The 22,279-nt window shown below is 62.4% G+C and carries 21 protein-coding genes; 9 read left to right on the top strand and 12 right to left on the bottom strand.

All coding sequences use genetic code 11. The features are described from left to right. Nucleotides 1–4: 4 nt before the first annotated feature. On the bottom strand, nucleotides 5–385 hold the full coding sequence (locus tag G0P99_RS09065; RefSeq protein WP_164129053.1) for an acyl-CoA thioesterase: 381 nt from the start codon (nucleotides 383–385) through the stop codon (nucleotides 5–7). A gap of 129 nt (nucleotides 386–514) precedes the next feature. Here G0P99_RS09065 and G0P99_RS09070 point away from each other — a divergent pair, with 129 nt between their 5' ends. The 3 genes from G0P99_RS09070 (at nucleotide 515) to G0P99_RS09080 (ending at nucleotide 1,940) form a co-directional block, all read left to right on the top strand. Continuing rightward, nucleotides 515–898, top strand: a complete 384-nt coding sequence (locus tag G0P99_RS09070; RefSeq protein WP_164129054.1) for a hypothetical protein — start codon at nucleotides 515–517, stop codon at nucleotides 896–898. Between the two features lie 56 nt (nucleotides 899–954). Beyond that, a complete protein-coding gene (locus G0P99_RS09075) occupies nucleotides 955–1,512 on the top strand; it encodes a L,D-transpeptidase (RefSeq protein ID WP_164129055.1) in 558 nt (185 codons plus the stop codon). 221 nt (nucleotides 1,513–1,733) lie between these two features. Then, nucleotides 1,734–1,940, top strand: a complete 207-nt coding sequence (locus G0P99_RS09080) for a cold-shock protein (RefSeq protein WP_164129056.1) — start codon at nucleotides 1,734–1,736, stop codon at nucleotides 1,938–1,940. Between the two features lie 106 nt (nucleotides 1,941–2,046). Here G0P99_RS09080 and G0P99_RS09085 read toward each other — a convergent pair whose 3' ends face one another. Beyond that, on the bottom strand, nucleotides 2,047–2,676 hold the full coding sequence (locus G0P99_RS09085) for an arylesterase (RefSeq protein ID WP_164129057.1): 630 nt from the start codon (nucleotides 2,674–2,676) through the stop codon (nucleotides 2,047–2,049). Between the two features lie 49 nt (nucleotides 2,677–2,725). Between G0P99_RS09085 and G0P99_RS09090 the strand changes: the two genes are divergently transcribed. Both G0P99_RS09090 and G0P99_RS09095 read left to right on the top strand, forming a co-directional pair. After that, nucleotides 2,726–3,421, top strand: a complete 696-nt coding sequence (locus G0P99_RS09090) for an ABC transporter ATP-binding protein (RefSeq protein ID WP_164129058.1) — start codon at nucleotides 2,726–2,728, stop codon at nucleotides 3,419–3,421. Next, nucleotides 3,418–5,946 carry an ABC transporter permease gene (locus G0P99_RS09095; RefSeq protein WP_164129059.1) on the top strand — a complete coding sequence of 843 codons (2,529 nt, stop codon included), beginning with the start codon at nucleotides 3,418–3,420 and terminating at the stop codon, nucleotides 5,944–5,946. Before G0P99_RS09090 ends, G0P99_RS09095 begins: the two co-directional genes overlap by 4 nt. Here G0P99_RS09095 and G0P99_RS09100 read toward each other — a convergent pair whose 3' ends face one another. Further along, nucleotides 5,947–6,393, bottom strand: coding sequence for an Rrf2 family transcriptional regulator (locus G0P99_RS09100; RefSeq protein WP_164129060.1), 447 nt, complete (start codon nucleotides 6,391–6,393; stop codon nucleotides 5,947–5,949). It abuts the gene before it with no gap. Between the two features lie 100 nt (nucleotides 6,394–6,493). Between G0P99_RS09100 and G0P99_RS09105 the strand changes: the two genes are divergently transcribed. Further along, nucleotides 6,494–7,063 (top strand): gamma-glutamylcyclotransferase family protein, encoded by a 570-nt coding sequence (locus G0P99_RS09105; protein ID WP_164129061.1) that lies wholly within the window; start codon nucleotides 6,494–6,496, stop codon nucleotides 7,061–7,063. 46 nt (nucleotides 7,064–7,109) lie between these two features. Here the strand turns inward: G0P99_RS09105 and gltX are convergent, their stop codons facing one another. Continuing rightward, nucleotides 7,110–8,435 (bottom strand): glutamate--tRNA ligase, encoded by a 1,326-nt coding sequence (gltX, locus tag G0P99_RS09110; protein WP_164129062.1) that lies wholly within the window; start codon nucleotides 8,433–8,435, stop codon nucleotides 7,110–7,112. Between the two features lie 63 nt (nucleotides 8,436–8,498). After that, complete coding sequence (locus G0P99_RS09115; protein ID WP_164129063.1) at nucleotides 8,499–8,927, bottom strand: DUF1801 domain-containing protein; 429 nt, start codon at nucleotides 8,925–8,927, stop codon at nucleotides 8,499–8,501. A gap of 118 nt (nucleotides 8,928–9,045) precedes the next feature. Between G0P99_RS09115 and G0P99_RS09120 the strand changes: the two genes are divergently transcribed. Continuing rightward, on the top strand, nucleotides 9,046–9,978 hold the full coding sequence (locus G0P99_RS09120; protein ID WP_164129064.1) for an MBL fold metallo-hydrolase: 933 nt from the start codon (nucleotides 9,046–9,048) through the stop codon (nucleotides 9,976–9,978). On the opposite strand, the gene G0P99_RS09125 is transcribed toward G0P99_RS09120, so the two are convergent. The 4 genes from G0P99_RS09125 to G0P99_RS09140 all read right to left on the bottom strand — a co-directional run bounded on the left by G0P99_RS09125 (nucleotide 9,975) and on the right by G0P99_RS09140 (nucleotide 14,678). Beyond that, nucleotides 9,975–11,306: an FAD-binding oxidoreductase gene (locus G0P99_RS09125; protein ID WP_164129065.1), complete on the bottom strand. Its 1,332-nt coding sequence runs from the start codon at nucleotides 11,304–11,306 to the stop codon at nucleotides 9,975–9,977. The genes G0P99_RS09120 and G0P99_RS09125 overlap by 4 nt on opposite strands. Nucleotides 11,307–11,420: 114 nt before the next feature. Next, entirely contained in the window at nucleotides 11,421–12,077 is a 657-nt protein-coding gene (locus G0P99_RS09130; RefSeq protein ID WP_164129066.1) for a hypothetical protein, read from the bottom strand. A gap of 150 nt (nucleotides 12,078–12,227) precedes the next feature. After that, the gene (locus G0P99_RS09135) at nucleotides 12,228–12,719 is read right to left on the bottom strand and encodes a hypothetical protein (protein WP_164129067.1); all 492 of its coding nucleotides are present in this window, start codon (nucleotides 12,717–12,719) and stop codon (nucleotides 12,228–12,230) included. 300 nt (nucleotides 12,720–13,019) lie between these two features. Continuing rightward, complete coding sequence (locus G0P99_RS09140; protein ID WP_164129068.1) at nucleotides 13,020–14,678, bottom strand: NAD+ synthase; 1,659 nt, start codon at nucleotides 14,676–14,678, stop codon at nucleotides 13,020–13,022. Nucleotides 14,679–14,837: 159 nt separating this feature from the next. Here G0P99_RS09140 and G0P99_RS09145 point away from each other — a divergent pair, with 159 nt between their 5' ends. Continuing rightward, on the top strand, nucleotides 14,838–16,259 hold the full coding sequence (locus tag G0P99_RS09145) for a 2-isopropylmalate synthase (protein ID WP_164129069.1): 1,422 nt from the start codon (nucleotides 14,838–14,840) through the stop codon (nucleotides 16,257–16,259). Here the strand turns inward: G0P99_RS09145 and G0P99_RS09150 are convergent. Further along, complete coding sequence (locus G0P99_RS09150; RefSeq protein WP_370462741.1) at nucleotides 16,256–17,782, bottom strand: cryptochrome/photolyase family protein; 1,527 nt, start codon at nucleotides 17,780–17,782, stop codon at nucleotides 16,256–16,258. The genes G0P99_RS09145 and G0P99_RS09150 overlap by 4 nt on opposite strands. Beyond that, on the bottom strand, nucleotides 17,779–18,444 hold the full coding sequence (locus tag G0P99_RS09155; RefSeq protein ID WP_164129071.1) for an SDR family NAD(P)-dependent oxidoreductase: 666 nt from the start codon (nucleotides 18,442–18,444) through the stop codon (nucleotides 17,779–17,781). Before G0P99_RS09155 ends, G0P99_RS09150 begins: the two co-directional genes overlap by 4 nt. Before the next feature lie 276 nt (nucleotides 18,445–18,720). Between G0P99_RS09155 and G0P99_RS09160 the strand changes: the two genes are divergently transcribed. Further along, entirely contained in the window at nucleotides 18,721–20,295 is a 1,575-nt protein-coding gene (locus G0P99_RS09160; RefSeq protein ID WP_164129072.1) for a 2-isopropylmalate synthase, read from the top strand. 30 nt (nucleotides 20,296–20,325) lie between these two features. On the opposite strand, the gene G0P99_RS09165 is transcribed toward G0P99_RS09160, so the two are convergent. After that, nucleotides 20,326–22,068, bottom strand: coding sequence for an adenylate/guanylate cyclase domain-containing protein (locus tag G0P99_RS09165; RefSeq protein WP_164129073.1), 1,743 nt, complete (start codon nucleotides 22,066–22,068; stop codon nucleotides 20,326–20,328). Nucleotides 22,069–22,279: the final 211 nt, after the last annotated feature.

A 22,279-nucleotide genomic window follows, 5' to 3' on the forward strand; every position in this document is an offset into this window, starting at 1 on the left:
GGCCTCATGCATCGACCTGTCTCGGGCGCCCCTGCTCGTCGATCGCGACAAAGGTGAACATGGCCTCGGTCACCTTCTCCCGAACCCCATAACGATCGCGCAAGACCCAGGCTTCGATCTCGATGGCCAGGGACGTGCGCCCGATACGCGCAACCTGACAGTAGATGCACAGGACATCCCCGACCCGCACCGGGCGGATGAATTTCATCGCATCCACCGCGACGGTCGTCACCCGCCCCGCAGCCCGGGCGCCTGCGGTAATTCCGGCAGCAATGTCCATCTGGCTGAGCACCCAGCCGCCAAAAATGTCGCCATTCACGTTGACATCGCGTGGCATTGCCAAGGTTCGCAGTGTCAGGTCTCCGTTGGGTTGATTTTCCGACATGCTCCGTCCCTCCAGATGCTGCGATGCGGCTACAGACAATCTAAACCGATTTGTCGGATCCTGCACAATGAAGATCACGAAGCCGAGACAAGGACTTTCAAAACACAGGTCAGGTATCAGATGAGCAACATGACACCTTTTGTTCGTATCCTTCTCCCAGGGCTCATGCTGGTTGGTGCCGCCTTTGCGATCCAGCTGACCGGGCTGGCACAGCGGCTGGGCGCGCATCCCTGGTGGGCGCACAAGGTGATCTGGGCCGGGATCCCCTTGGGAATTGGCCTTGCGATGACGGCCTGGGTGCTGCGGATCCCACGAAACACCCGGTTCATCGGCTTCACCCTGTTTGCCTTCTTTGCCTTTGCCGTGGCCAAGGCGGGAAAACTGCGGTTTGCCGCATCCTTCGCCGAAGACGCGCTGGCCGGACAGGCCTGGTATCTTGGCTGGCTGGCAACCTGTGCCCTGACCGCAGCCGCTGTTGCATCACTTTTTAGATACGACCGTCAAACACATTGACCCAGTCGCGTCATCGCCCGAAAATACCCCAGAACTTGGCAAACAGGAGGGTATTGATGTTCACGCGACGCGATTTCCTTGCGACAGCAACGGCGGCAGCCGGAGTGCACTGGGCCATTCAGGCTGATGCGCAAGCGGCATTCGATCCGACCCCACAGGAAGTGCGCATCAAGAAAGAGTTCGAACCAGGGCTTTTGATGATCCTGCCGCGATCGTTCTACCTGTATCTCGTGACCGAACCGCGAAAGGCGATCCGGTACGGGTGCGGCGTTGGAAAGGCCGGGCTGGAGTTCACTGGCAGCGCCACGATCGACGTGAAAAAAGAATGGCCGACCTGGCGCCCAACCCAAGAGATGATCGAACGCGATCCGCGGACATATGCGAAGTTTGTCGACAACGACTATGTACAACCCGGAGGGCCGGGAAACCCGCTGGGCGCCCGCGCGCTCTATCTCTTCCAGAATGGCGTCGACACCTATTTCCGTATCCATGGCACCACCCAGCCGGAAACCATCGGTCAGGCCGCGTCGAACGGTTGTATCCGGATGCTGAACGAACACGTGATCGACCTGTACGCCCGGGTGCCGCTTGGAACCAAGGTGAACGTGCTGTGACTGGATATGGCAGCGGCCGCCGGGCAGTGCCGGGTTACCGCGTATCTTGAGGGGACTGTGCGATTTTTCTTGAAAAATGAGGAATCCGGCTGCATTTCTTATTTCTGCAAAGTTACGCTATCGACCTCACTGCTCCCTGACAGGCTCAGTTTTCGATGTTGCACTGACCGAGCCAACCTGCCGCACGTCGCGGGCAGAATAGACTACAGGAGATGAGGACGATGGCCACCGGCACCGTCAAATGGTTCAACACCACCAAGGGCTTTGGGTTCATTGCCCCCGAAGGCGGCGGAAAGGACGTATTCGTCCATATCTCGGCCGTAGAACGTTCGGGGCTTACCGGGCTCGCAGACAATCAGAAGGTCAGCTATGAGCTGAAACCTGGCCGGGACGGCCGGGAATCAGCGGTTGACCTGAAACTGCTCTAAGCAGAACGCACGACCAAGGGTCCGCCTGACCGGGCCCTTGGCAACATCTTGTTGCCGCTCTTGCCGTTTGCACGTGTCCCCCATGGTGCGGGCGCAGGCGGCTTGGTCAGTTCTCCGCCCGTTCGATGAGTTCCAGCACCGCAGGCCCTATGGCCTCGACGATCCGGCTGACCCCTTCGGCGTTCGGGTGAATGCCGTCACCCTGCATCAGCGCGACAAAACTGGCCGGATCCTCGCCCAGAGCCGAAAAGAAACTGGGCACGTACAGCGTATCGAACTGATCTGCGAGATCGGGGTAGATCGCATCGAACGTGGTCTTGTACTCCACCCCGTAATTGCCCGGCGCTTGCATTCCGATCAACAACACGGCAACGCCAGCCGATTGCGCGGTGTTCAGAATTTCGGTCAGATTTCGACGGGTCATGTCCGGTGCAAGACCGCGCAACAGGTCATTGCCGCCCAAGGTAACGATCAGCCCGTCGACCTCTGGCGTCAGCGTCCAGCCGATGCGGGCAGCGCCGCCTGCCGAGGTATCGCCGGATACGCCGGCATTTATCAGGGTGACATCCGCCCCCTTGGCGCGTGCCCAGTTCTGCAATTGGGGGACAAAACCGTCATCGACTGGCAGTCCGTAACCCTGGGTCAGGCTGTCGCCCAATGCCGCGATCACGACCGGTTCGGCGGCGACTGGGACAGCCCCAACACCCAACATAAGCCCAAAAAGAACCTTGCGCATGCCAGCCTGTACTCCATATCCCATTGTGATCCTTAATGAAGGCCTGCCCATGAATGACCACGCCATATCCCTAGAAGATGCCCGTTTGTCGTTCGATGGCAATGCAGGTCACGTGGATATTCTCCATGGCATCACGCTGAGCGTGCCAAAAGGGCAGACTTTGGGTCTCGTCGGCCCATCCGGATCCGGCAAATCCTCGATCCTGATGCTGATGGGGGGCTTGGAGCGGGCAACCGGCGGGCGCGTCCGGGCCTTGGGCAAGGATCTGAACGATACGGACGAGGACGAGCTGGCGCGTTTTCGCCGGGGGTCGATGGGGATCGTGTTTCAGAACTTTCACCTGATTCCGACGATGACCGCGCTGGAAAACATTGCCACGCCGCTTGAACTGGCAGGCCGGAGCGATGCGTTTTCGCGGGCAGAGGCCGAGTTGGAGGCGGTGGGGCTCAAGCACCGGGCGGGGCACTATCCGGCTCAGCTCTCGGGCGGCGAGCAGCAGCGCGTGGCCCTGGCGCGGGCCGCGGCCCCTCGGCCCGCGATCCTGCTGGCCGACGAACCGACAGGCAACCTGGACGAGACCAACAGCACCGCGATCATCGAGATGCTCTTTGGCCTGCGCGACAGGCATGGATCGACCTTGGTTCTGGTCACGCATAGCGATGCACTCGCCCGCCGGTGCGACCGGATCGTGCGCATACGCGATGGCCGTATTGTTGCGGATTCCACCACCGAGGCGGGCGTATGAGCCTGCGCCTTGCGGCTCGGCTGGCGCGGCGGGACCTGCGTGGCGGCGTGCGCGGATTCCGCATCTTTCTGGCCTGCCTTGTTCTGGGTGTGGCCACCATCGCCATCGTCGGTTCGGTGCGCAGTGCGATTCAGACCGGCCTTGCGCGCGAGGGGGCAGCCCTGCTGGGTGGCGATTCAGAGATGCGGTTCACCTATCGCTTTGCCACCGATGCGGAACGGGACTGGATGGCAGGCACGCGCGCCGAGATATCGGAACTGGTGGATTTCCGGTCGATGGCCGTTGTCGGATCGGGCGATGCGGCAGACCGAGCCCTGACCCAGGTCAAGGCGGTTGACGCGGCCTATCCTTTGTTGGGGCAAGTGGTTCTGGATCCGCCCATGCCGCTCGCCGATGCATTCGCTACGGTCGACGGGCTGCCTGGCGCGGCGATGGAACGCGCGCTGTCTGACCGGCTGAACCTGAACCCGGGCGACAGGTTCCGGTTGGGCGAGCAGGAGTTTGTCCTGCGCGCAACAATCCGCAGTATTCCCGACGGACTGGCGGACGGGTTCGCGCTGGGCCCGCGCACGCTGGTCCTGTCGGGTGATCTTGGCAGTTCGGGCCTGCTGCAACCGGGCACGTTGTTCACGACAAAATATCGGCTGAACTTGCCTGAGGGGGCCGATCTGCGCCAGACCGCCGATGAGGCCAAGGGCCGGTTCACCGAAACCGGTATGCGGTGGACCGACGCCCGGAACGGAGCCCCGGGGATTGCCGATTTCACACGGCGGCTGAGCGCCTTTCTGATCCTCGTGGGCCTGTCCGGCCTTGCAGTCGGCGGCGTCGGGGTGTCGGTTGCCGTGCGCACCTATCTTGCCGACAAGACCGCCACCATCGCGACCTTGCGGACATTGGGGGCGGACAGGCGGACGATCTTTCAGCTCTATTTCCTGCAAATCGGCGCGCTTTCGCTGTTGGGGATTGTTCTGGGTCTGGTGCTTGGCGGGCTGATGCCGGTGCTGCTGGCGCCGTTGATCACGGCGCAGCTACCGGTACCGGCCGTTTTTGCGATCTACCCCGCCCCGCTGGGAGAGGCCGCGATCTATGGTCTGCTGACGGCTTTCATCTTTACGCTCTGGCCCCTGGCCCGGACAGAGGACATTCGCGCCGCTACCCTTTTTCGCGAGGCGCTCAGCCAGGCGTCGTGGTTTCCACGCTGGCCGTATCTGCTGACTATTCTGGCGGCACTGGGTCTGCTCGTCGGATTGGCGATGTGGTTCAGCGGGTCGGCGCGGCTGACGCTCTGGACCATTGGCGGCTTGTGCGGCGCCTTGGTCCTGTTGTCGCTGGCGGCCGGCGCCGCGCGGTTCCTGGCGCGGGTTTCAGCCCCGATGGTGCGCGGAAAACCGGCGATGCGCTGGGCTCTGGCGGCCATTTCAACCGGGCGTGGCGGCGCGTTCCCGGTCATGCTGTCGCTAGGTCTGGGGCTGTCGGTTCTGTCCGCCGTCGGCCAGATCGACGGCAACCTGCGCGTTGCCATTTCCGGCAACCTGCCGGATGTGGCGCCATCGTACTTTTTTGTCGATATCCAGAAGGACCAGATCGACGGGTTCAACGCGCGGCTGGACGAGGATCCGTCTGTGACCCGCGTAGAGAGCGCACCCATGCTGCGCGGCGTCATCACGCGGATCAACGGCCAACCGGCGCAAGAGGTCGCGGGAAACCACTGGGTGGTGCGCGGCGACCGGGGGATAACCTATGCCGAAGCGCTGCCCAAAACCACCCGGTTGACCGCCGGGGAGTGGTGGCCCGCCGGATACACAGGCCCATCCTTGATCAGCTTTGCCACCGAAGAGGCAGAAGAACTGGGGCTGAGCCTGGGGGACACGCTGACGGTCAACATCCTGGGCCGGGATATCGAGGCCACGATCGCGTCATTCCGCGAGGTTGATTTCTCGACCGCCGGTATGGGGTTTGTCATGACCATGAACCCCGCCTCGGTCGCCGGTGCCCCACACAGCTATATCGCCACGGTCTATGCCGAGGAGCGGGCCGAAGCCGCGATCCTGCGGGATCTGGCATCGGCCTATCCCAACATCACCGCAATCCGCGTCCGCGATGCCATCGACCGGGCATCGGACGTGTTGGCGGGGCTGGCGACAGCGACCTCTTACGGGGCCGGCACGTCGCTGCTGACCGGGTTCCTGGTCCTGATCGGCGCGGCCGCCGCTGGCCAGGGGGCGCGGCTCTACGAGGCCGCGGTCCTGCGGACCCTGGGGGCGACGCGCGGGCTCATCCTGTGGAGCTTCCTGCTGCGCAGCGCCCTGCTGGGGGCAGTCGCGGGCGCGATTGCCCTGTCGGCCGGGCTTCTGGGCGCCTGGGCGGTTGGTACGTTTGTCTTTGAAACTGGCTTTACGATCATATGGTCTTCGGCCCTGATGATCGTGGCTGGTGGAGTCATCGTGACAACGGCTGCCGGGCTCATCTTTGCCTGGCGGCCGCTGGCAGCCCGTTCTGCGGCAGTATTGCGGGCGCGCGAGTGATTACCGGGCGCACACGACGGGATTGAGGATCTTCAGCAAGTCGGTGTTGTCACAGACCAGCGCATCCAGGGTGATCTCGTCCAGCGAGGCATAGAACGCCTGTGCCGCATCCCTGAGCGCCAGTTTCAGGCGGCAGGCATCGGTCAGCGGACAGCTGTTGTCGGCATCGGCAAAACATTCGACCATCGGCAGGTTGCCTTCGACATGGCGAAAGACCTCGCCAATGCGGATCGCGTCCGAAGGCATGCCCAGGCACATCCCGCCGTTGCGGCCACGCTGCGTGTTCAGATAGCCAAGCTGGCTGAGCTGGTTGATGACCTGTGCCAGATGGTTTTCGGAGATGTTGCAGACATCGGCGATTTCAGACTTGGTGACGAGCCGCCCCTGATGGGCGGCGCAATACATCAACAGCCTGACGGCGATGTTGGTCCGCTTGGTGATGCGCATGTGGGTTCCTCCCCAATGGGATATTCGATGCAGGTTTATTGCACATCCCCGGAAAAACCTGTTTGACATACATCAATTGCTTGTTTTTCCGGAATGGACGATGCCAGATCCCTATTTCTTTGGCTACGGCAGCCTGGTGAACCTTACGACGCATGATTTTCCCGACCCGCGACCGGCGCGGCTGAAGGGGTGGCGGCGGGTCTGGCGGCACACCGATCTGCGCCAGGTGGCGTTTCTGACTGCTACCCCCGATCCCGATTGCGAGATCGAAGGTATGATCGCGCATGTCCCAAATGACGACTGGGCGGCGCTGGATGCGCGCGAATGGGCCTATGACCGGGTTCCGGTGACCGGCGCGGTGTCACATGACCTGACCCGACCGGTCGACATCGCCGTCTATGCGGTGGCCACCGAAAAACAGAGCCTACCCAGCACGCGGCACCCCATTCTGCTGAGTTACATCGACGTGGTGGTCCAAGGGTACCTGCGCCATTTCGGCGAGGCGGGGGTGGAGCGTTTCTTTGCCACGACAGACGGTTGGGAGGCGCCGATCATCAACGACCGCGCGGCGCCCCGCTATCCCCGGCATCAGGTCTTGAAGCCGTCCGAGACGGCGCTTGTCGACAGCCATCTGGCGGCGGTTTCGGCGACCATCGAAACCATGGCCTGAACGCGGCGGGCATAACAGCCCACCGCTTTTTTTCTTCGCCCCTGGCTTAGCCGCGGGCGCGGATGACTTGCAGCAAGGGCAGCAGCGTTGCCATTTCCGGGCCCCGCTCCATCCCGGTCAGTGCCTTGCGCAGGGGCATGAACAGGGATTTCCCCTTGCGGCCCGTGGCCTCTTTCACGGCCTGTGTCCAGGCCGCCCAGGTCCCGCCGTCGAACGGACCCTCGGGCAGCAGCGCCATGGCCTCGGCGATGAAGGCGCGGTCCTCGTCCTCGATCAGAGGTTCGGCGCCGTCGCGGCACAGGATCCACCAGCCTTCGAGATCGTTCAGCGTCGTGATGTTCTCGCGCGCCATGGACCAGAACGCCTCGGCCAGATCCGAGGGAACACCGGCAGCGGCCACGGCATCGGCGACCGATGACAAAGGCAGCCCCTGAAGGTAGCGGGCGGTCAGCGGGAACAGGTCCTGCACATCGAACTTGGTTGGCGCGGCCCCGAACCGGGTCACGTCGAACCCTTCGATGAGCTCGGCCATGTCGTTCCGCATCTCGACCGGATCGGCCGATCCGAGCCGCGCCATCAGGCTGAGCAGGGCCATCGGCTGCACCCCCTGTTCGCGCAGGTCGCGCAGGGCCAGCGTGCCAAGGCGCTTGGACAGCGCCTCGCCCTGCGGGCCGGTCAACAGCGAGTGATGGGCGAAACGCGGGTGATCGAACCCAAGCGCCGCCATGATCTGGATCTGGGTGGCGGTATTGGTCACGTGGTCGGCGCCGCGCACCACGTCGGTGACGCCCATATCGGTGTCGTCGACCACCGAGGCGAGCGTATAGAGCACCTGGCCATCGCCACGGATCAGCACCGGGTCGGACACGCTGGCCGCATCGATCGAGATGTCGCCCAGGATACCGTCGGTCCACTCGATCCGCTGCTGGTCCAGCTTGAACCGCCAGACGCCATTGCCCCGCTCGGCGCGCAATGCATCTTTCTGCGCCTCGGTCAGGTCCAGCGCGGCCCGGTCATAGACCGGCGGCTTGCCCATGTTGAGCTGCTTCTTGCGCTTGAGGTCCAGTTCGGTCGGCGTTTCGAACGCCTCATAGAACCGGCCCATCTGGCGCAGCTTGTCAGCCGCATCGGCATAGCGGTCCAGCCGCTCGGACTGGCGCTCGACCCGGTCCCAGTGCAGGCCCAGCCATTCCAGGTCCTGCTTGATCGCGTCGACATATTCCTCTTTCGACCGCTCGGGATCGGTATCGTCGATCCGCAGGATGAAGGTGCCGCCCGACTTGCGGGCGATCAGGTAATTCATCAGCGCGGTGCGCAGATTGCCGACATGGATATAGCCGGTGGGCGACGGGGCAAAACGGGTGGTGGTCATGGACATCTCCTGTTGCCGCGTCCCTTGTCACAGAGGCGGCATTTTGTCCAGCGGCGCGGGTATTCAGGCCGGAAAGACCGGCCAGTGGCGGGCGAGATCTTCGAGCCCCGCCTCGATCAGCTCGGCCAGGACATCGAGGTCGATATCCGACAGTCTTGTGACGTAGAGGCAGGATTTGCCGGTCCTGTGTTTTCCCAACCGTGCAAGGATGTCGGAGAAATCCGCATAACCCGGCATGATATAGATGCTGAACGCCGCCTTGCGGGGCGAGAACCCGGTGGCCAGGAAATCGCCTTCGCGCCCCGACGCATAGCGATAGTGATATCGCCCGTAACCCACCATCGACGGCCCCCACATCACCGGCGGAAAACCTGTCACCTCGCGAAACAGGGCGTCCAGACGCACGCCATCCGCAAGCCTCGCCTCCGGACTAATCGCGGACAGGAAAAGATCGACGTCCGCGCCTGTGGGAACCGTCTTGTTCGTCACCATGACATCACCTTAGGGGCCATTGCGATTCTTGCACAGGTCTCCGCGCGTTTTCCCACATTGCCGAACCGGGTGTTCGACCTAAGCTTTCCTGTGTTCGTTCAACCCTGGGAGTGTTTCGATGACTATCAAGTTCACGCGCCGCGCCGCCTTGGCGGGGGCATCCGCTCTTCCATTGGCGGCCGCCGCCAGACCGGCGCTTGCTGCCGCGCATGGCGGCAAGGCAGCGGCGCCGATTGCCCGTTCGTTCAAACTGGGCGGGTTCGGGATCACCACCTTGCTGGATGGCAGCCTGCCCCGGGACAATCCCAAAGGCATCTTTGGCGGTGGCGCAAGTGATGAGGATTTCGCCCAGGTATCGGCAGAGAATTTTATTCCTGCGGACATGGCTCAGTTCTTTTTCACCCCGACGCTGGTCGATACCGGAGCGGAACTGGTGCTGTTCGATACCGGCCTCGGCCAGGGCGGTATCGTCAAGGCGCTGGATGCGGCTGGCGTGTCCCCAGATGCCATTGATGTGGTCGTGATCACCCATATGCACCCCGACCATATCGGCGGCATGATGACCGATGGCGCGCCGACCTTTGCGAATGCCCGCTATGTCACCGGCACCACGGAATACGATTTCTGGTCAAAGGCAGAGGCCGGCAATCGGGTTGGCGATCTGGTGAAATCCAACGTGACGCCGCTGGCCGAGAAGATGACCTTTGTCGAGCCGGGCGGCTCGGTTGTTTCCGGCGTTACAGCAGTGGACGCCCGTGGCCACACCCCCGGCCACATGGGGTACATGCTGGAGAGCGACGGGCAGCGGCTGATGCTGACGGCGGACCTGGCCAACCATTATGTCTGGTCGTTCGCGCATCCCGAATGGGAGGTCATGTTCGACATGGACAAGGCCCAGGCCACCGCCTCGCGGCGCGATATCCTGGGCATGCTGGCCGCGGACCGGGTTCCGATGATCGGATACCATATGCCGTTCCCGGCGGTCGGCTATGTCGAGACCCGCGGCGAAGGCTTCCGCTTTGTTCCGGTCAGCTATCAGTTGATGGGCTAATAGCCCGGGTCGGGCGCAATGCGGCTGCCATCGGTGAAGCGCGACAGGCGAAACTCCCACGGGTCAACCACCGGAGTTTCACCCGTCGCCAGATCGGCGATCAGCCGCCCTGCGCCCGGCCCTATGCCAAATCCGTGTCCGGAGAAGCCTGTCGCGATGTAGAGGCCCGGCAGCTGCTCGACATCCGAGATGACCGGAATGGCATCCGGCGTCACGTCGATCATCCCGGCCCAGCTCTGCATGATTTCTGCGCCTTCCAGCGCCGGAAAGGCGTGCCGGGCCGCCGCCCAGGCATGGCGGATGTGTTTCTGCGACGGTTCGGGGTCGAGAATCCGGGTCAGTTCGAACTGGGTCACGTCGGAGGGCGACCAGTGGCGGGCATAGTGCACCTCCTCCAGCCAGCGGCGCGAAACGCGGAAACGCAGCGAGCGCCACTCCTGCCGGAATGCGGGCAAGAAGCGGGTCGCCAGTCGAAAGCTGTCGGGCACCAGGTCAACCGTATTCTGCGTCCCGTCGGCAATGGTAAAGCCGCCATCGGCACGGCGGCGGATGGCGAAGCGGTCCGACCAGTACGCCGTGTCAGGCAAACCGTTGACCGGTGAGCTGCGAAGGACCGTGTTCAGCACCTTGAGTTGCGGCAGGGAAATGTCGGCGTTGCCGGCAAAAAGGCGGGACCAGGCGCCGCCCGCCAGGATGACGCCGGAACAGGCCACCCGGCCCCGTTCGGTGTAGACACCCGTGATGCGTCCCGCTTCGACATCCAGAGATCGCACCGCACAGGCGGTGAGAATCTGCGCGCCCCGCTCGCGCGCGCCCTCGGCAATCGCCGGGGCCGCCCATTGCGGCTCGGCCCGGCCGTCCTGTGGCATCAGCAGCGCCATGCGCGGCGGTTTTCGGTGGCCCGGCAGGCAGGCGGCAATCTCGCCGCCCTCGATTATCCGCGCTTGCGTCTGCAACCCGTCCACATGCCGCGCCCAGCGCTCCAGGTTTCCCGCGTCACGCCGTCCCGAGGCGGCAAACAGGATGCCCGAGCGGACAAAACCGGTGCTGCGGCCCAGCCGGGCGTCCAGCCCGCCCCAGATCTCCATAGCCGCCTGCATCAACGGGATCTCGCGCGGGTCGCGCATGCCCAACCGCACCCACCCCCAGTTGCGCGAGCTCTGCTCGGCACCGATCTGACCCTTTTCGCAGAGCAGAACCGATACGCCCCGCTCGGCCAGTTCCAGCGCCGCTGACACCCCGATGATGCCGCCCCCAATCACAACGACATCGACCTGCTTGGGCAGGGCGAGGTCAGAATAGAAATCGGTTGGGCGGGGTCCGGGCATGGGGCTCAATCAGATGGCGCGATCTGTGCCAGTGATGTATCCCGCCCTGCCCGGACGGAAGGGTCAAAAACGACGCGCCGGATCACATCCCGGGCAGTTGTGGCAAAACTGCACTCACAGCTCGGCATCCGGGTTGCGCAGGCGTTCGTACAGCCTGTCAAACGGGTCCATTTGCATCTTTTCGGGCATTCCGGTTTCGGCCTCGAAATCTGGCAGGTACAACCCCGAAACCCAGCTTTCCGGCAAATATGACAGCCAACGCTCCATCGCCGTGGTTTGCCGTGCGGCCCAGTCTTTCAAATACTCGGCATGTCTTGGGCTAAAGCGGGAAAGCAGGCCAAATCCCTGAAGACCAATCTCGACCGAACGATCATGGCCAAGCGTGAAATACGAGATCGCGAGGATTGCCATGAACAATCCGAGGGAGCCCAGCAACAAGAGCGGCCAACCGACCAAAATGGCCAAAACGAGAATGACCAGCGAAACCCGCCATCCCGGCGGATTGTCCAGAAAATAGCGCCACGCCGGGCCGGAAGCAGGGCGGACGGGCTGCTCCTGTTCCGGGGCCTGCTGCTCTTCACGAAGGGTCTCCCGGACGGGGTCCAGCCGCGGGCCTAAAACGTCGCTGTCCAAGAGGGCTCGAATGGTTGCGTCGATCGTCTGATCATCGACGTCAAGTCCCTCGGACCGGATCATGTTGTCAGTGGACAGGTGCAGCGAATGAGGCGCTTTCATTTGACTGTTCCCAAGCGAGTTCGGCTTCTTCCCCATGTCCGCCTGTTCCAGACGGCCTTCACTGCTCGGGCAAAACCGCCATTTTTATGGTCTTCGCTTGCCTATATGGACTTTAAAAAGGCAAATCGGGCACCATTCGGGCTGAATTATGGCAGCAAAGGGAATTGTTCCGATATTGCGCCTGGGTCAGATTTCGGCCTGGTCCATGCGAATTCTTTCGAACGGATCCTGCTGCATCCTGTCGGACCTGTCTGGTGTGGGTCCAAAATCCGGCAGATAGAGCCCGGCGGTCCAACGATCCGGCAGACGCGCCAGCAGCCGCTCCAATCCGGCGACACGGCGCATTGCCCAGCGGCGCAACGCCTCTGCCTGAGCCGGGCTGAACCGGTAAAACCGGGCGAAGGCAGCCACGACGGCCCTGCAAATGCGATCATACCCCAGCGTCAGACAGGCAATCACCGGCAGCAGAATCGCAAGCCCCAACAAGGTCGGCAGCACCCAGGGCCAACCGATCATCAGCGCCAGGGCCAGAATCGCGGCCGAGTGGCGGAACTTTGGCTGATAGCGTGGTTTGCGTTTGGTGCCGCCCTCGCCCTGTTCCCGCATTGGCACGGCGGGCGCAATCTCTGGCAGGGTCTTGCGCGGCTTGACCTTGGGCTTGGCTGCTTCTTCGCGCATAACTTCTTGAACTACCTGATCTATTTTGGCTTCGTCGAATTCGCGCGGAGGCGATTTGAGCATTTCCACCCTTTGCGGGGGGGCATTCAGAGGATTCAACATGGCACACATCCCAGATACGAGTATCCATCGCCCTGATTTGCGCCCGGCTTGCGGGCAAAGGGCGGTAACTTTGGCGATTTTGCCATCATCACGCACCCGACGCCCAGAAAATGTCACATTTGGGTCAAATTCGCCGCAAATCGAGTTGAGACCGGGGATAATCCCGTCTGCCCCGGCTCCATTGTTCGCATGACGGCATCAACTCGGGTCGCGCCAGCGATTCACGATGGGATAGCGCCGGTCCAGCCAGAAGGCGCGCGGGGTCAGCCGGGCACCGGGGGCCGATTGGAACCGCTTGTACTCGCTGATATAGATCAGATGCTCGACCCGGCGGGCGACATCGCGGTCGAACCCTGCGGCCACGCAATCGGCAATCGAGCCGTCCTGATCGACCAGAATGTTGAGGATCGCGTCCAGCTCGGGATAATCCGGCAGGCTGTCGCTGTCCTTCTGATCCGCGCGCAACTCGGCGCTGGGGGGCTTGTCGATGACCGAAGGCCGGATCACCTCGCCCGCCGGTCCCATCATCCAGGGCCGGTGGTTGGCGTTACGCCAGCGGCAGGTCTCGAACACCCGCGTCTTGTAGAGATCCTTGATCGGGTTGTAGCCGCCCGCCATGTCGCCATAGATGGTGGCATAGCCCACCGCCACCTCGGACTTGTTGCCGGTGGTCAGCAGCATCTCGCCAAACTTGTTGCTGAGCGCCATCAGCAAGAGGCCGCGCAGGCGGGACTGGATGTTCTCTTCGGTCAGGCCCGGCTCGGTCCCGGCAAAGAGCGGCGCCAGCGTATTGGTCACTGCCGCCTGGCTTTCCGAGATCGCCACATAGTCGTAGCGCACGCCCAGCGCCTGCGCCACGGCCTCGGCATCCGCCAGCGACTCGGCACTGGTGTATTCCGATGGCAGCATCACGCAGCGCACGTTTTCGGCCCCCAGCGCATCGGTGGCGATCGCCGCCACCAGCGCGGAATCGACGCCGCCTGAGAGGCCCATCAAAACCTTAGAAAAACCGGTCTTGCGCATGTAGTCGCGCAGGCTTTCGACCATCACGCGGTAATCCTGCTCCCAGGCATCGGGCAGCGGCGCGATCTCGCCCTTGGCGATGCGCCAGCCTTCGGGCCCGCGTTCCAGATCGACATGGGCCACGGTCTCGTCAAAGACCGGCATGCGGAACGCCAGCGCGCCGCCGGGGTTGAGGCCAAAGGTGCCGCCATCGAACACCTGATCGTCCTGACCGCCCACCATGTTGAGATAAATGAGCGGCAGCCCGGTCTCGACCACCCGCGCCACCATTTGATTGACCCGGACGTCGTATTTGTCGCGGAAGTAGGGCGAGCCATTGGGGACCAGCAGGAACTCGGCCCCGGTCTCGGCCAGGGTCTCGGCCACATCCTCGTGCCAGGCATCCTCGCAGATCGGGCTGCCGATGCGGGTGTTGCCCACCGAATAGGGTCCGCCCAACGGACCGGCGTCGAAGATGCGCACCTCGTCGAACACGGTTTCATTGGGCAGGTGGGTCTTGAGCGAGCGGCTGGCGATCTTGCCACCCTTGAGGATCAGGTAGGCGTTATAGAGCTTGCCGTCCTCGACCCAGGGGCCGCCGATGGCCAGGGCCGGGCCGTCGGCGCATTCCTTGGCCAGCGCCTCGATCATCTCGATCGCGGCATCGTGAAAGACCGGTTTCAGCACCAGATCCTGGGTGTTGTACCCGGTGATGAACATTTCAGGCAGCGCAATCAGGTCCGCCCCCGCATCGCGCCCCTGCGCCCAGGCCTGTCTGGCCTTGGCCGCATTGCCGGCCAGATCACCGACCGTCGGATTGAGTTGCGCCAAAGTTATTCGGAAACGCCCGGCCATCTTGCCCTCTCAGCCTGTCCCTCGGATAGCCGATTTACCAGATCGACGCGCGAGGGAAAGCCAAATGCGCCAAAAGACATTGCTCCTGCCCTAAGCCTGCCGTAATTTTGCCGTGCCGCACAGCATCAGACGGCCGACAAGGCAGACAGAGGCACAGGAATGACCAAGATCCCCAGACGTATCGCTTTCGTTACGGCAATGGCTGTCTCACAGGTTGCAGTTGCGCAGGACGTGCAGGTCCTGACGACGCAGGATGATATCGGGGGCGTCTACGAGGGTACGTTCCGGGGTGGGCTTCAGCATGGCACCGGCACATACCGTTTGCCCAACGGCTATGAATACGCGGGCGAGTGGGTCGATGGAGAAATCCGCGGCCGGGGTGTCGCGCGGTTTCCGAACGGGTCCGTCTATGAGGGGCAGTTCGTCAAGGGTAAACCCGAGGGTATGGGCAAGATCACTTTTTCCGATGGCGGCACCTATGAGGGTGAGTGGAGCGACGGCGTCATCAATGGCCAGGGTGTCGCCACCTATGCCAACGGTGTCCGCTACGAAGGCGGATTTCGCGATGCGAAACACCACGGCAAAGGCGTGATGCAAAGCCCCGGCGGCTATGTCTATGACGGCGACTGGGTGGATGGCGAAAAAGAGGGGATCGGCAAGATCACCTATCCCGACGGCGCGATCTACGAAGGTCAGATCCTGGCGGGTCAGCGTCATGGAGAGGGCAAGCTGACCCTGCCCGACGGGCTGGTCTATGTCGGGCTCTGGGCCGATGGCCAGATCAACGGGACCGGAACGCTGACGCAGGCCAATGGCGACGTCTACGAAGGCGAGTTGGTGGCCGGGCGCCGTCAGGGGATGGGCAAGGTCATCTATGCCAACGGCGATATCTATGAAGGCCAGTTCGCCGATGACCGGCGCCAAGGACAGGGCACCTTTACCGGCACCGACGGCTACGTCTACACCGGTGCCTGGGTTGCCGGACAGATCGAAGGTCAGGGGCGTGTGACCTATCCCGACGGCTCGGTCTACGAAGGCAATTTCCGCGCCGACCTGGCCGATGGCCAGGGCAAGATCACCTATCCCGACGGATCGAGCTATGAGGGCGATTGGGTCGCGGGCGTGATCGAAGGCACGGGCACGGCCACCTATGCCAATGGAATTGTCTATCAGGGCGAGTTCAAGAACGCGCGCAACCATGGCCAGGGTGTCATGACCTATGCCGATGGATATCGCTATGAAGGCGGCTGGCAGGATGGCGTTCGCCATGGCCAGGGCAAGGCGACCTATCCGGATGGTTCGGTCTATACCGGCCAATATGTGAACGGGCAGCGAGAAGGCGATGGCGAGATCGTGATGGCCGATGGCTTCCGCTACAAGGGCCAGTGGGAAGGCGGCAAGATCAGCGGGTTGGGCGTGGCCACCTATGCCAATGGCGATGTCTACGAGGGCCATTTCCGCAATGGCAAGCGTCAGGGCGAAGGCACCATGAAATACGCCAGCGGCCAGGAAGAGACCGGCAACTGGGACAATGGCGCCCTGAACCGCAAAGAGGCGGCACCGGCCGCATCAGGCGGCTAGACCGTTTCACCCGCATCCAGTCTCGAGAGAAACGTATCGGCGTCGGCAAGAACCGTTTGCCGGTGCGTATCCTCCATGCGGTCCCATGTCCGATACATGTTGCCCATTCTGGGATTATCGGAGAACCGGTCGCGATGCCTGTCAAGGAAATGCCAGTAAAGCAGGTTGAAAGGACACGCCTGCACGCCCGTTCTGGCCTTTACGTCATAGGAACATTGACCGCAGTAGTCTGACATCCTGTTGATGTAAGACCCGCTCGACACATAGGGTTTGGAGGCAACGACACCGCCATCTGCATACTGGCTCATGCCCAGCGTATTGGGGGCCTCGACCCATTCGCAAGCATCGGCATAGACCGCCAGATACCATTCGTGAACTTTCTGCGGGTCCACGCCCGCAAGCAGGGCAAAGTTCCCCGTGACCATCAGGCGCTGGATGTGATGGGCATAGGCTTCCTCCCGTGTCTGTGAAATAGCCTCGGCCATGCAATGCATGCGCGTTTCCGCCCCCCAATAAAGTGGCGACAAATCGCGATGATGGTCCAGTAGGTTGCGCGAGGTGTACTCCGGGCCTTCGAGAAAGTAGATGCCGCGCACGAATTCCCGCCAGCCGATAATCTGCCTGATGAAACCCTCGGCGCAGTTCAGCGGAACCTTGCCCTGCTGCCAGGCCGCCTCGGCGGCCTGGCAAACCTCCAATGGCTCCAGCAGGCCGATGTTCAGATAGTGTGAAATGGCAGCATGGTAGAGAAACCGCTGCCCCGACAACATTGCATCCTGGTAGTCGCCGAACAGCGGCAGGGCCTGTGATATGAAATGATCCAGCGCCACGCGTGCCTGAGCGTGATCGGTTGCAAACCAGAAAGGATGCAAGGTGCCGAAGTTCTGGCCAAACCTGTCTGCGACGAGGGCCAGAACCTCTTGGGTTATTGCGTCGGGTTCAAACCGCATGGGGTCCGGGAAAGCCAGGTCTTTCGGTGCTTGTTTGCGGTTTTCCGCGTCATAGTTCCATTTTCCGCCGGCGGGCTGGTCCCCGTCCATCAACAGGCCGGTCTTGCGCCTCATGTCGCGATAGAACCACTCCATGCGCAACTGTTTTCGCCCCTTGGCCCAGCGCCGGAAGTCGGAACCGCGGGACACAAAACGTTCATCCGGCAGGAACTGCACCGTCAGGGGCAAATCGCGTAGTGCCGTGATCAGACGCCACTCCCCCGGCGTGGTCACAAGAACCTCTCTCGAACCGGTCTCGTCGGCCCGTCGCAAGAGTTCCGCGGGTATCGACCCACCGTTTTCCCGATCATCCAGTCGCGTATAGGCCACGGTCCATCCCAAGGCGCGCAGCCTGTCGGCGAATTTGCGCATGGCGGCCAGCACCAAAGCGATTTTCTTGGGGTGATGGCGGACATACTCTGTCTCGGCGGTCACCTCGGCCATGACAACAAGATCTTTGGCCTTGTCCCCCGACGCAAGCGCCGACAGGCTTTCGCTCAGTTGATCTCCCAAAACCAGGATAAGACGGTTCACCACGGGATTTCCTTTCCCGCCCAATCGAAGAATCCGCCCGTCTGTTCGGGCGTCAGGCCATCAATCACTCTCAAAAGGTTCGATGCCGCCTGATCTGGCGGGACAGCGGGATGACGGCCCAGATAACGCTCGGTAAACGCGGTCGCCACAGTGCCGGGATGCAATGCGACGCATATGGCCTGCTTGTGGCTGCGCGCCAGCTCGATGGCGCCGGTACGAACGATCTGGTTCAGTGCTGCCTTTGCCGCCCGGTAACTGACCCAGCCACCCAGACGGTTGTCCTCAATGGACCCAACCCGGGCCGACAGAACAGCAAAGACGGCGCGGCGATCTCGTGGCAAGAGCCGTGACGCCTCGCGCAGCACCAGGGCCGGACCAACCGCGTTCAGCGCGAACTGATCGAGCATGGCGCGCGCCGAAATCGCGCGCAGCGATTTTTCGGGCCGATTTTCGCCGATTTCCAATGCCCCCGTGGCCACGAAAACCAGATCGAACGGACCATCCAGCCCCTTCAATCGCGTTGCAACGGCATGGTCGTCGGTGAGGTCGAACCCATCGGCTGACCGGGATACCCGGGTGACCATGACCCCCAGCCGATCGAGTTGAGCCGCAACCGCAGCACCGATCCCGCCCGAGGCCCCTATGACAAGCGCTTTTTCCATGCTTCGTCAGCTAGCGGGAAACGAATGGCGATCAACATGATCGGCCAGAGTTTCCGCCCGGACATTTTCACCCTTTCCATTCGCGATGCGGCCTGTATAACCTCTCGTCATGATCAACCGCGCAGATATCCTTTTGACCAGCACCGCCATTCGTGGCGCTGCTCTGCGTGGTCTACTGATCCTAATCCGCCTCTGAGCGTGCCCATCGGCGCGCCCGCTCAGAGGAGGAGGCTTGCGCGCCATCAGGCTTAGGACAGATACGGAAAGACACATCCCATGACACATGCGACCGACCAAGACCGCGTCTTGATTTTCGACACCACGCTCCGCGACGGCGAACAGAGCCCCGGTGCCACCATGACCCATACCGAAAAGCTCGAGATCGCCGAGATGCTCGACGAGATGGGCGTGGACATTATCGAGGCCGGATTCCCCATCGCCTCGGAAGGCGATTTCAAGGCGGTGAGCGAGATCGCCCGCCGCGCCAAGAATGCCCGCATCTGCGGGCTGGCGCGGGCCAATTTTGCCGATATCGACCGCTGCTGGGAGGCGGTGAAACACGCCGAGAAGAACCGCATTCATACGTTCATCGGCACCTCGCCTCTGCACCGGGCCATTCCCAACCTGACCATGGATGAAATGGCCGAGAAGATCCATGAAACGGTCAGCCACGCCCGCAACCTCTGCGAAAACGTGCAGTGGTCGCCGATGGATGCGACCCGGACGGAATGGGATTACCTGTGCCGGGTGGTCGAGATCGCCATCAAGGCGGGTGCCAGCACCATCAACATCCCCGATACCGTCGGCTATACCGCGCCCGAGGAGTCGGCGAGCCTGATCCGCCGCCTGATCGAGACAGTGCCCGGCGCCGACCAGGTTATCTTTGCCACCCATTGCCACAACGACCTGGGCATGGCGACGGCCAACAGCCTGGCCGCCGTGGCCGGTGGTGCCCGGCAGATCGAATGCACGATCAACGGGTTGGGCGAACGCGCCGGTAACACGGCGTTGGAGGAAGTGGTCATGGCGATGAAGACCCGCCACGACATCATGCCATGGCACACAGGCATCGACACCACCAAGATCATGGCGATCTCGCGCCGGGTGGCAACCGTTTCGGGCTTTCCGGTACAGTTCAACAAGGCCATCGTGGGCAAGAACGCATTCGCCCACGAAAGCGGCATCCATCAGGACGGGATGCTGAAGAACCGCGAGAATTTCGAGATCATGCGGCCCGAGGATATCGGCCTTTCCGGCACCTCGCTGCCATTGGGCAAGCATTCGGGGCGCGCCGCGCTGCGCGACAAGCTGGAACACCTTGGGTACGAGGTGGGCGATAACCAGCTCAAGGACATCTTCGTGCGGTTCAAGGAATTGGCCGACCGCAAGAAAGAGGTGTTCGACGACGATGTGATCGCGCTGATGCGGTCGGGCGAGAATGCCGAACAGGACCATCTGCAACTGGTGTCGATGAAAGTGATCTGCGGCACTGGCGGCCCGGCCGAAGCCACGGTCGAGATGGAGATCGACGGCAAGGATGTCAGCGCCACCGCGCATGGCGACGGGCCGGTGGACGCCAGCTTCAAGGCGATCCGCGCGTTGCATCCCAACGAGGCGCATCTGCAACTCTATCAGGTGCATGCGGTGACCGAGGGCACGGATGCCCAGGCGACCGTGAGCGTGCGTCTGGAAGAGGACGGCATGATCGCCACCGGCGAGTCGGCCAATACCGACACCGTGGTGGCCAGCGCCAAGGCCTATATCAACGCGCTCAACCGCTTGATGGTGCGCCGGGAAAAGGCCGGCCCCGGCGCGGATACGCGGGAAATCAGCTACAAGGATCTGACCTGAAGCGCCGGGCCCGCCCTGCGGGCCCGCGCCTTATGGCAGTCCGGCGCGCGCCATTCCCTCGCGCAGATGGTCGCGATCTTCGTCGCGGCCATAATGGGTCATGGACAGAAATTCCCCGGCGCTGAATTGCGGTTGAGAGGCCAGGACCAGATCGGCATGGCGGCGGGCCTCGGCCTCGTCGCCGCGCCACCCATGGCATGCGGCCAGGAATACATTCTGCAAGACGTCGAAGGCCCCCAGGTGATGGAATGCGTCGATCGCCTGATCATAGTTGCGGGCGCAGAAATGCGCCTTGCCCAAATGGCTCCAGAACCGGGCGGGATGGTGCGGATTGAGCCGCATGGCCTTTTCGATCCATTCGACACCCTCCTCGGGCTGGCCCATCCAGGTCAATAGCTCTCCCATCTGCACAACAACAAGGTCGTAATTGGGATTGAGCGACAAGGCGCGTTCCTGATGGTACCGGGCCTTGCCCAAATCGTTGCGCATGATCTGGATGGCGGCCATCAGGCGATGGACATCGGCATCGTTGTCGTCCAGCTCGGCCGCTTTCCTGATGGCGACTTCGGCTTGTGCCAGCATGTCGGCGGGATCGTCGCTCCATCCATAGCCCCAGGCCTGGCCCCGAATGCACCCGCTCCACGCATGCGCATGTGCGTATTCGGGATCAAGGCTGATGGCCCGGTCGATCAGGCGGATCGCCTCCTCGTTGTCGGTGGGCGTGCTGCGGTGGTGCAGCACCTTTGCGGCCAATACGCATTCATAGGCCGCCAGGTTCGATGGCTTCTTGCGCGCGATCTGATCCGTCTTCGACGCCTCGATCCGGCCCGGCAGTGTCGCAACCACCGCGGCTGTGATCTCGTCCTGAATGGCAAAGATATCGTCCATTTCCCGGTCATAGCGCTCGGCCCAGATATGGGTGTCACGGTCGCTGTCTATCAGCTGCACGGTGACTCTCAGGCGGTTTCCGGCCTTTCGGACACTGCCTTCGACGATGTATTGCGCACCCAGTTTTTCGGCCACTTCGCGCAGGTTCACCGCCTTTCCCTTGTAGACGAAGCTGGAGTTGCGGGAGATCACGAACAGCTCGTGTCGTCGGCTGAGCTCGGTCAGGACATCTTCGGTCAGCCCGTCGACAAAGAACTCCTGTTCCGGATCCCCGCTCATATTGGCAAAGGGCAGAACGGCGATCGTCGGCTTGACCACCTTGGTCTGTTCCGCGTCAGATCCCTGAGACATGGTTGACGGGATAGATGGCAGCTCCAGTGCGACGCGATAGGCGCGCACGGGATGGCTGAGATTCTTGAGGGACAATTCGCCCATATCCTGGAACTGAAGTTCCATCTGCCGGCAGACCTGATCATACACCGCCGAGGAGACCAGCACTTCGCCTACGCCTGCCATTTGCTCCAGACGGGCGGCGACGTTGACGCCGCTGCCAAAGATGTCTCCGTCCTCGCAGATGATATCGCCCAGATTGACGCCGATGCGAAACCGGATGCGCCGGTCCTCGGGGACATCCATGTTGCGTCGACACATGCGTGTCTGCACCTCGACCGCACAGGCAACCGCATCGCGGGCACTGGAAAACTCGACCAGCATCCCGTCGCCCGTCGTCTTGATGATCTTGCCCCGGTTAAGAGTAATTGACGGATCGATCAGTTCGATACGGTGGGTCCGCAACCGCGCAAGTGTGCCTTGTTCGTCGGTCTCCATGAGTCGGCTATAGCCCACCATGTCCGCCGCCAGAACAGCTGCCAGTTTTCGATCCATCGGGTCCCTCCCCGAAAATGATAGTAGACTAGAAGATGCCGCACTTCCAAACGTTTCCATTGCCTGGAATGCGCGGGGTCGACACAGAATAGAGGCATCCGAAGAAAGGTCGGCGGCGGTCAACCTTGTGTCGGCCTGACAGACACGGCGGTCGAGAATAGTAATGCATGTTGCCGTCGCGTGGTTTAACAGTGTCGGCCATCCGTGCGAT

Origin of the sequence: Ruegeria sp. PrR005 (assembly GCF_010500245.1) — a bacterium.
Lineage (GTDB): Bacteria > Pseudomonadota > Alphaproteobacteria > Rhodobacterales > Rhodobacteraceae > Ruegeria_B > Ruegeria_B marisflavi.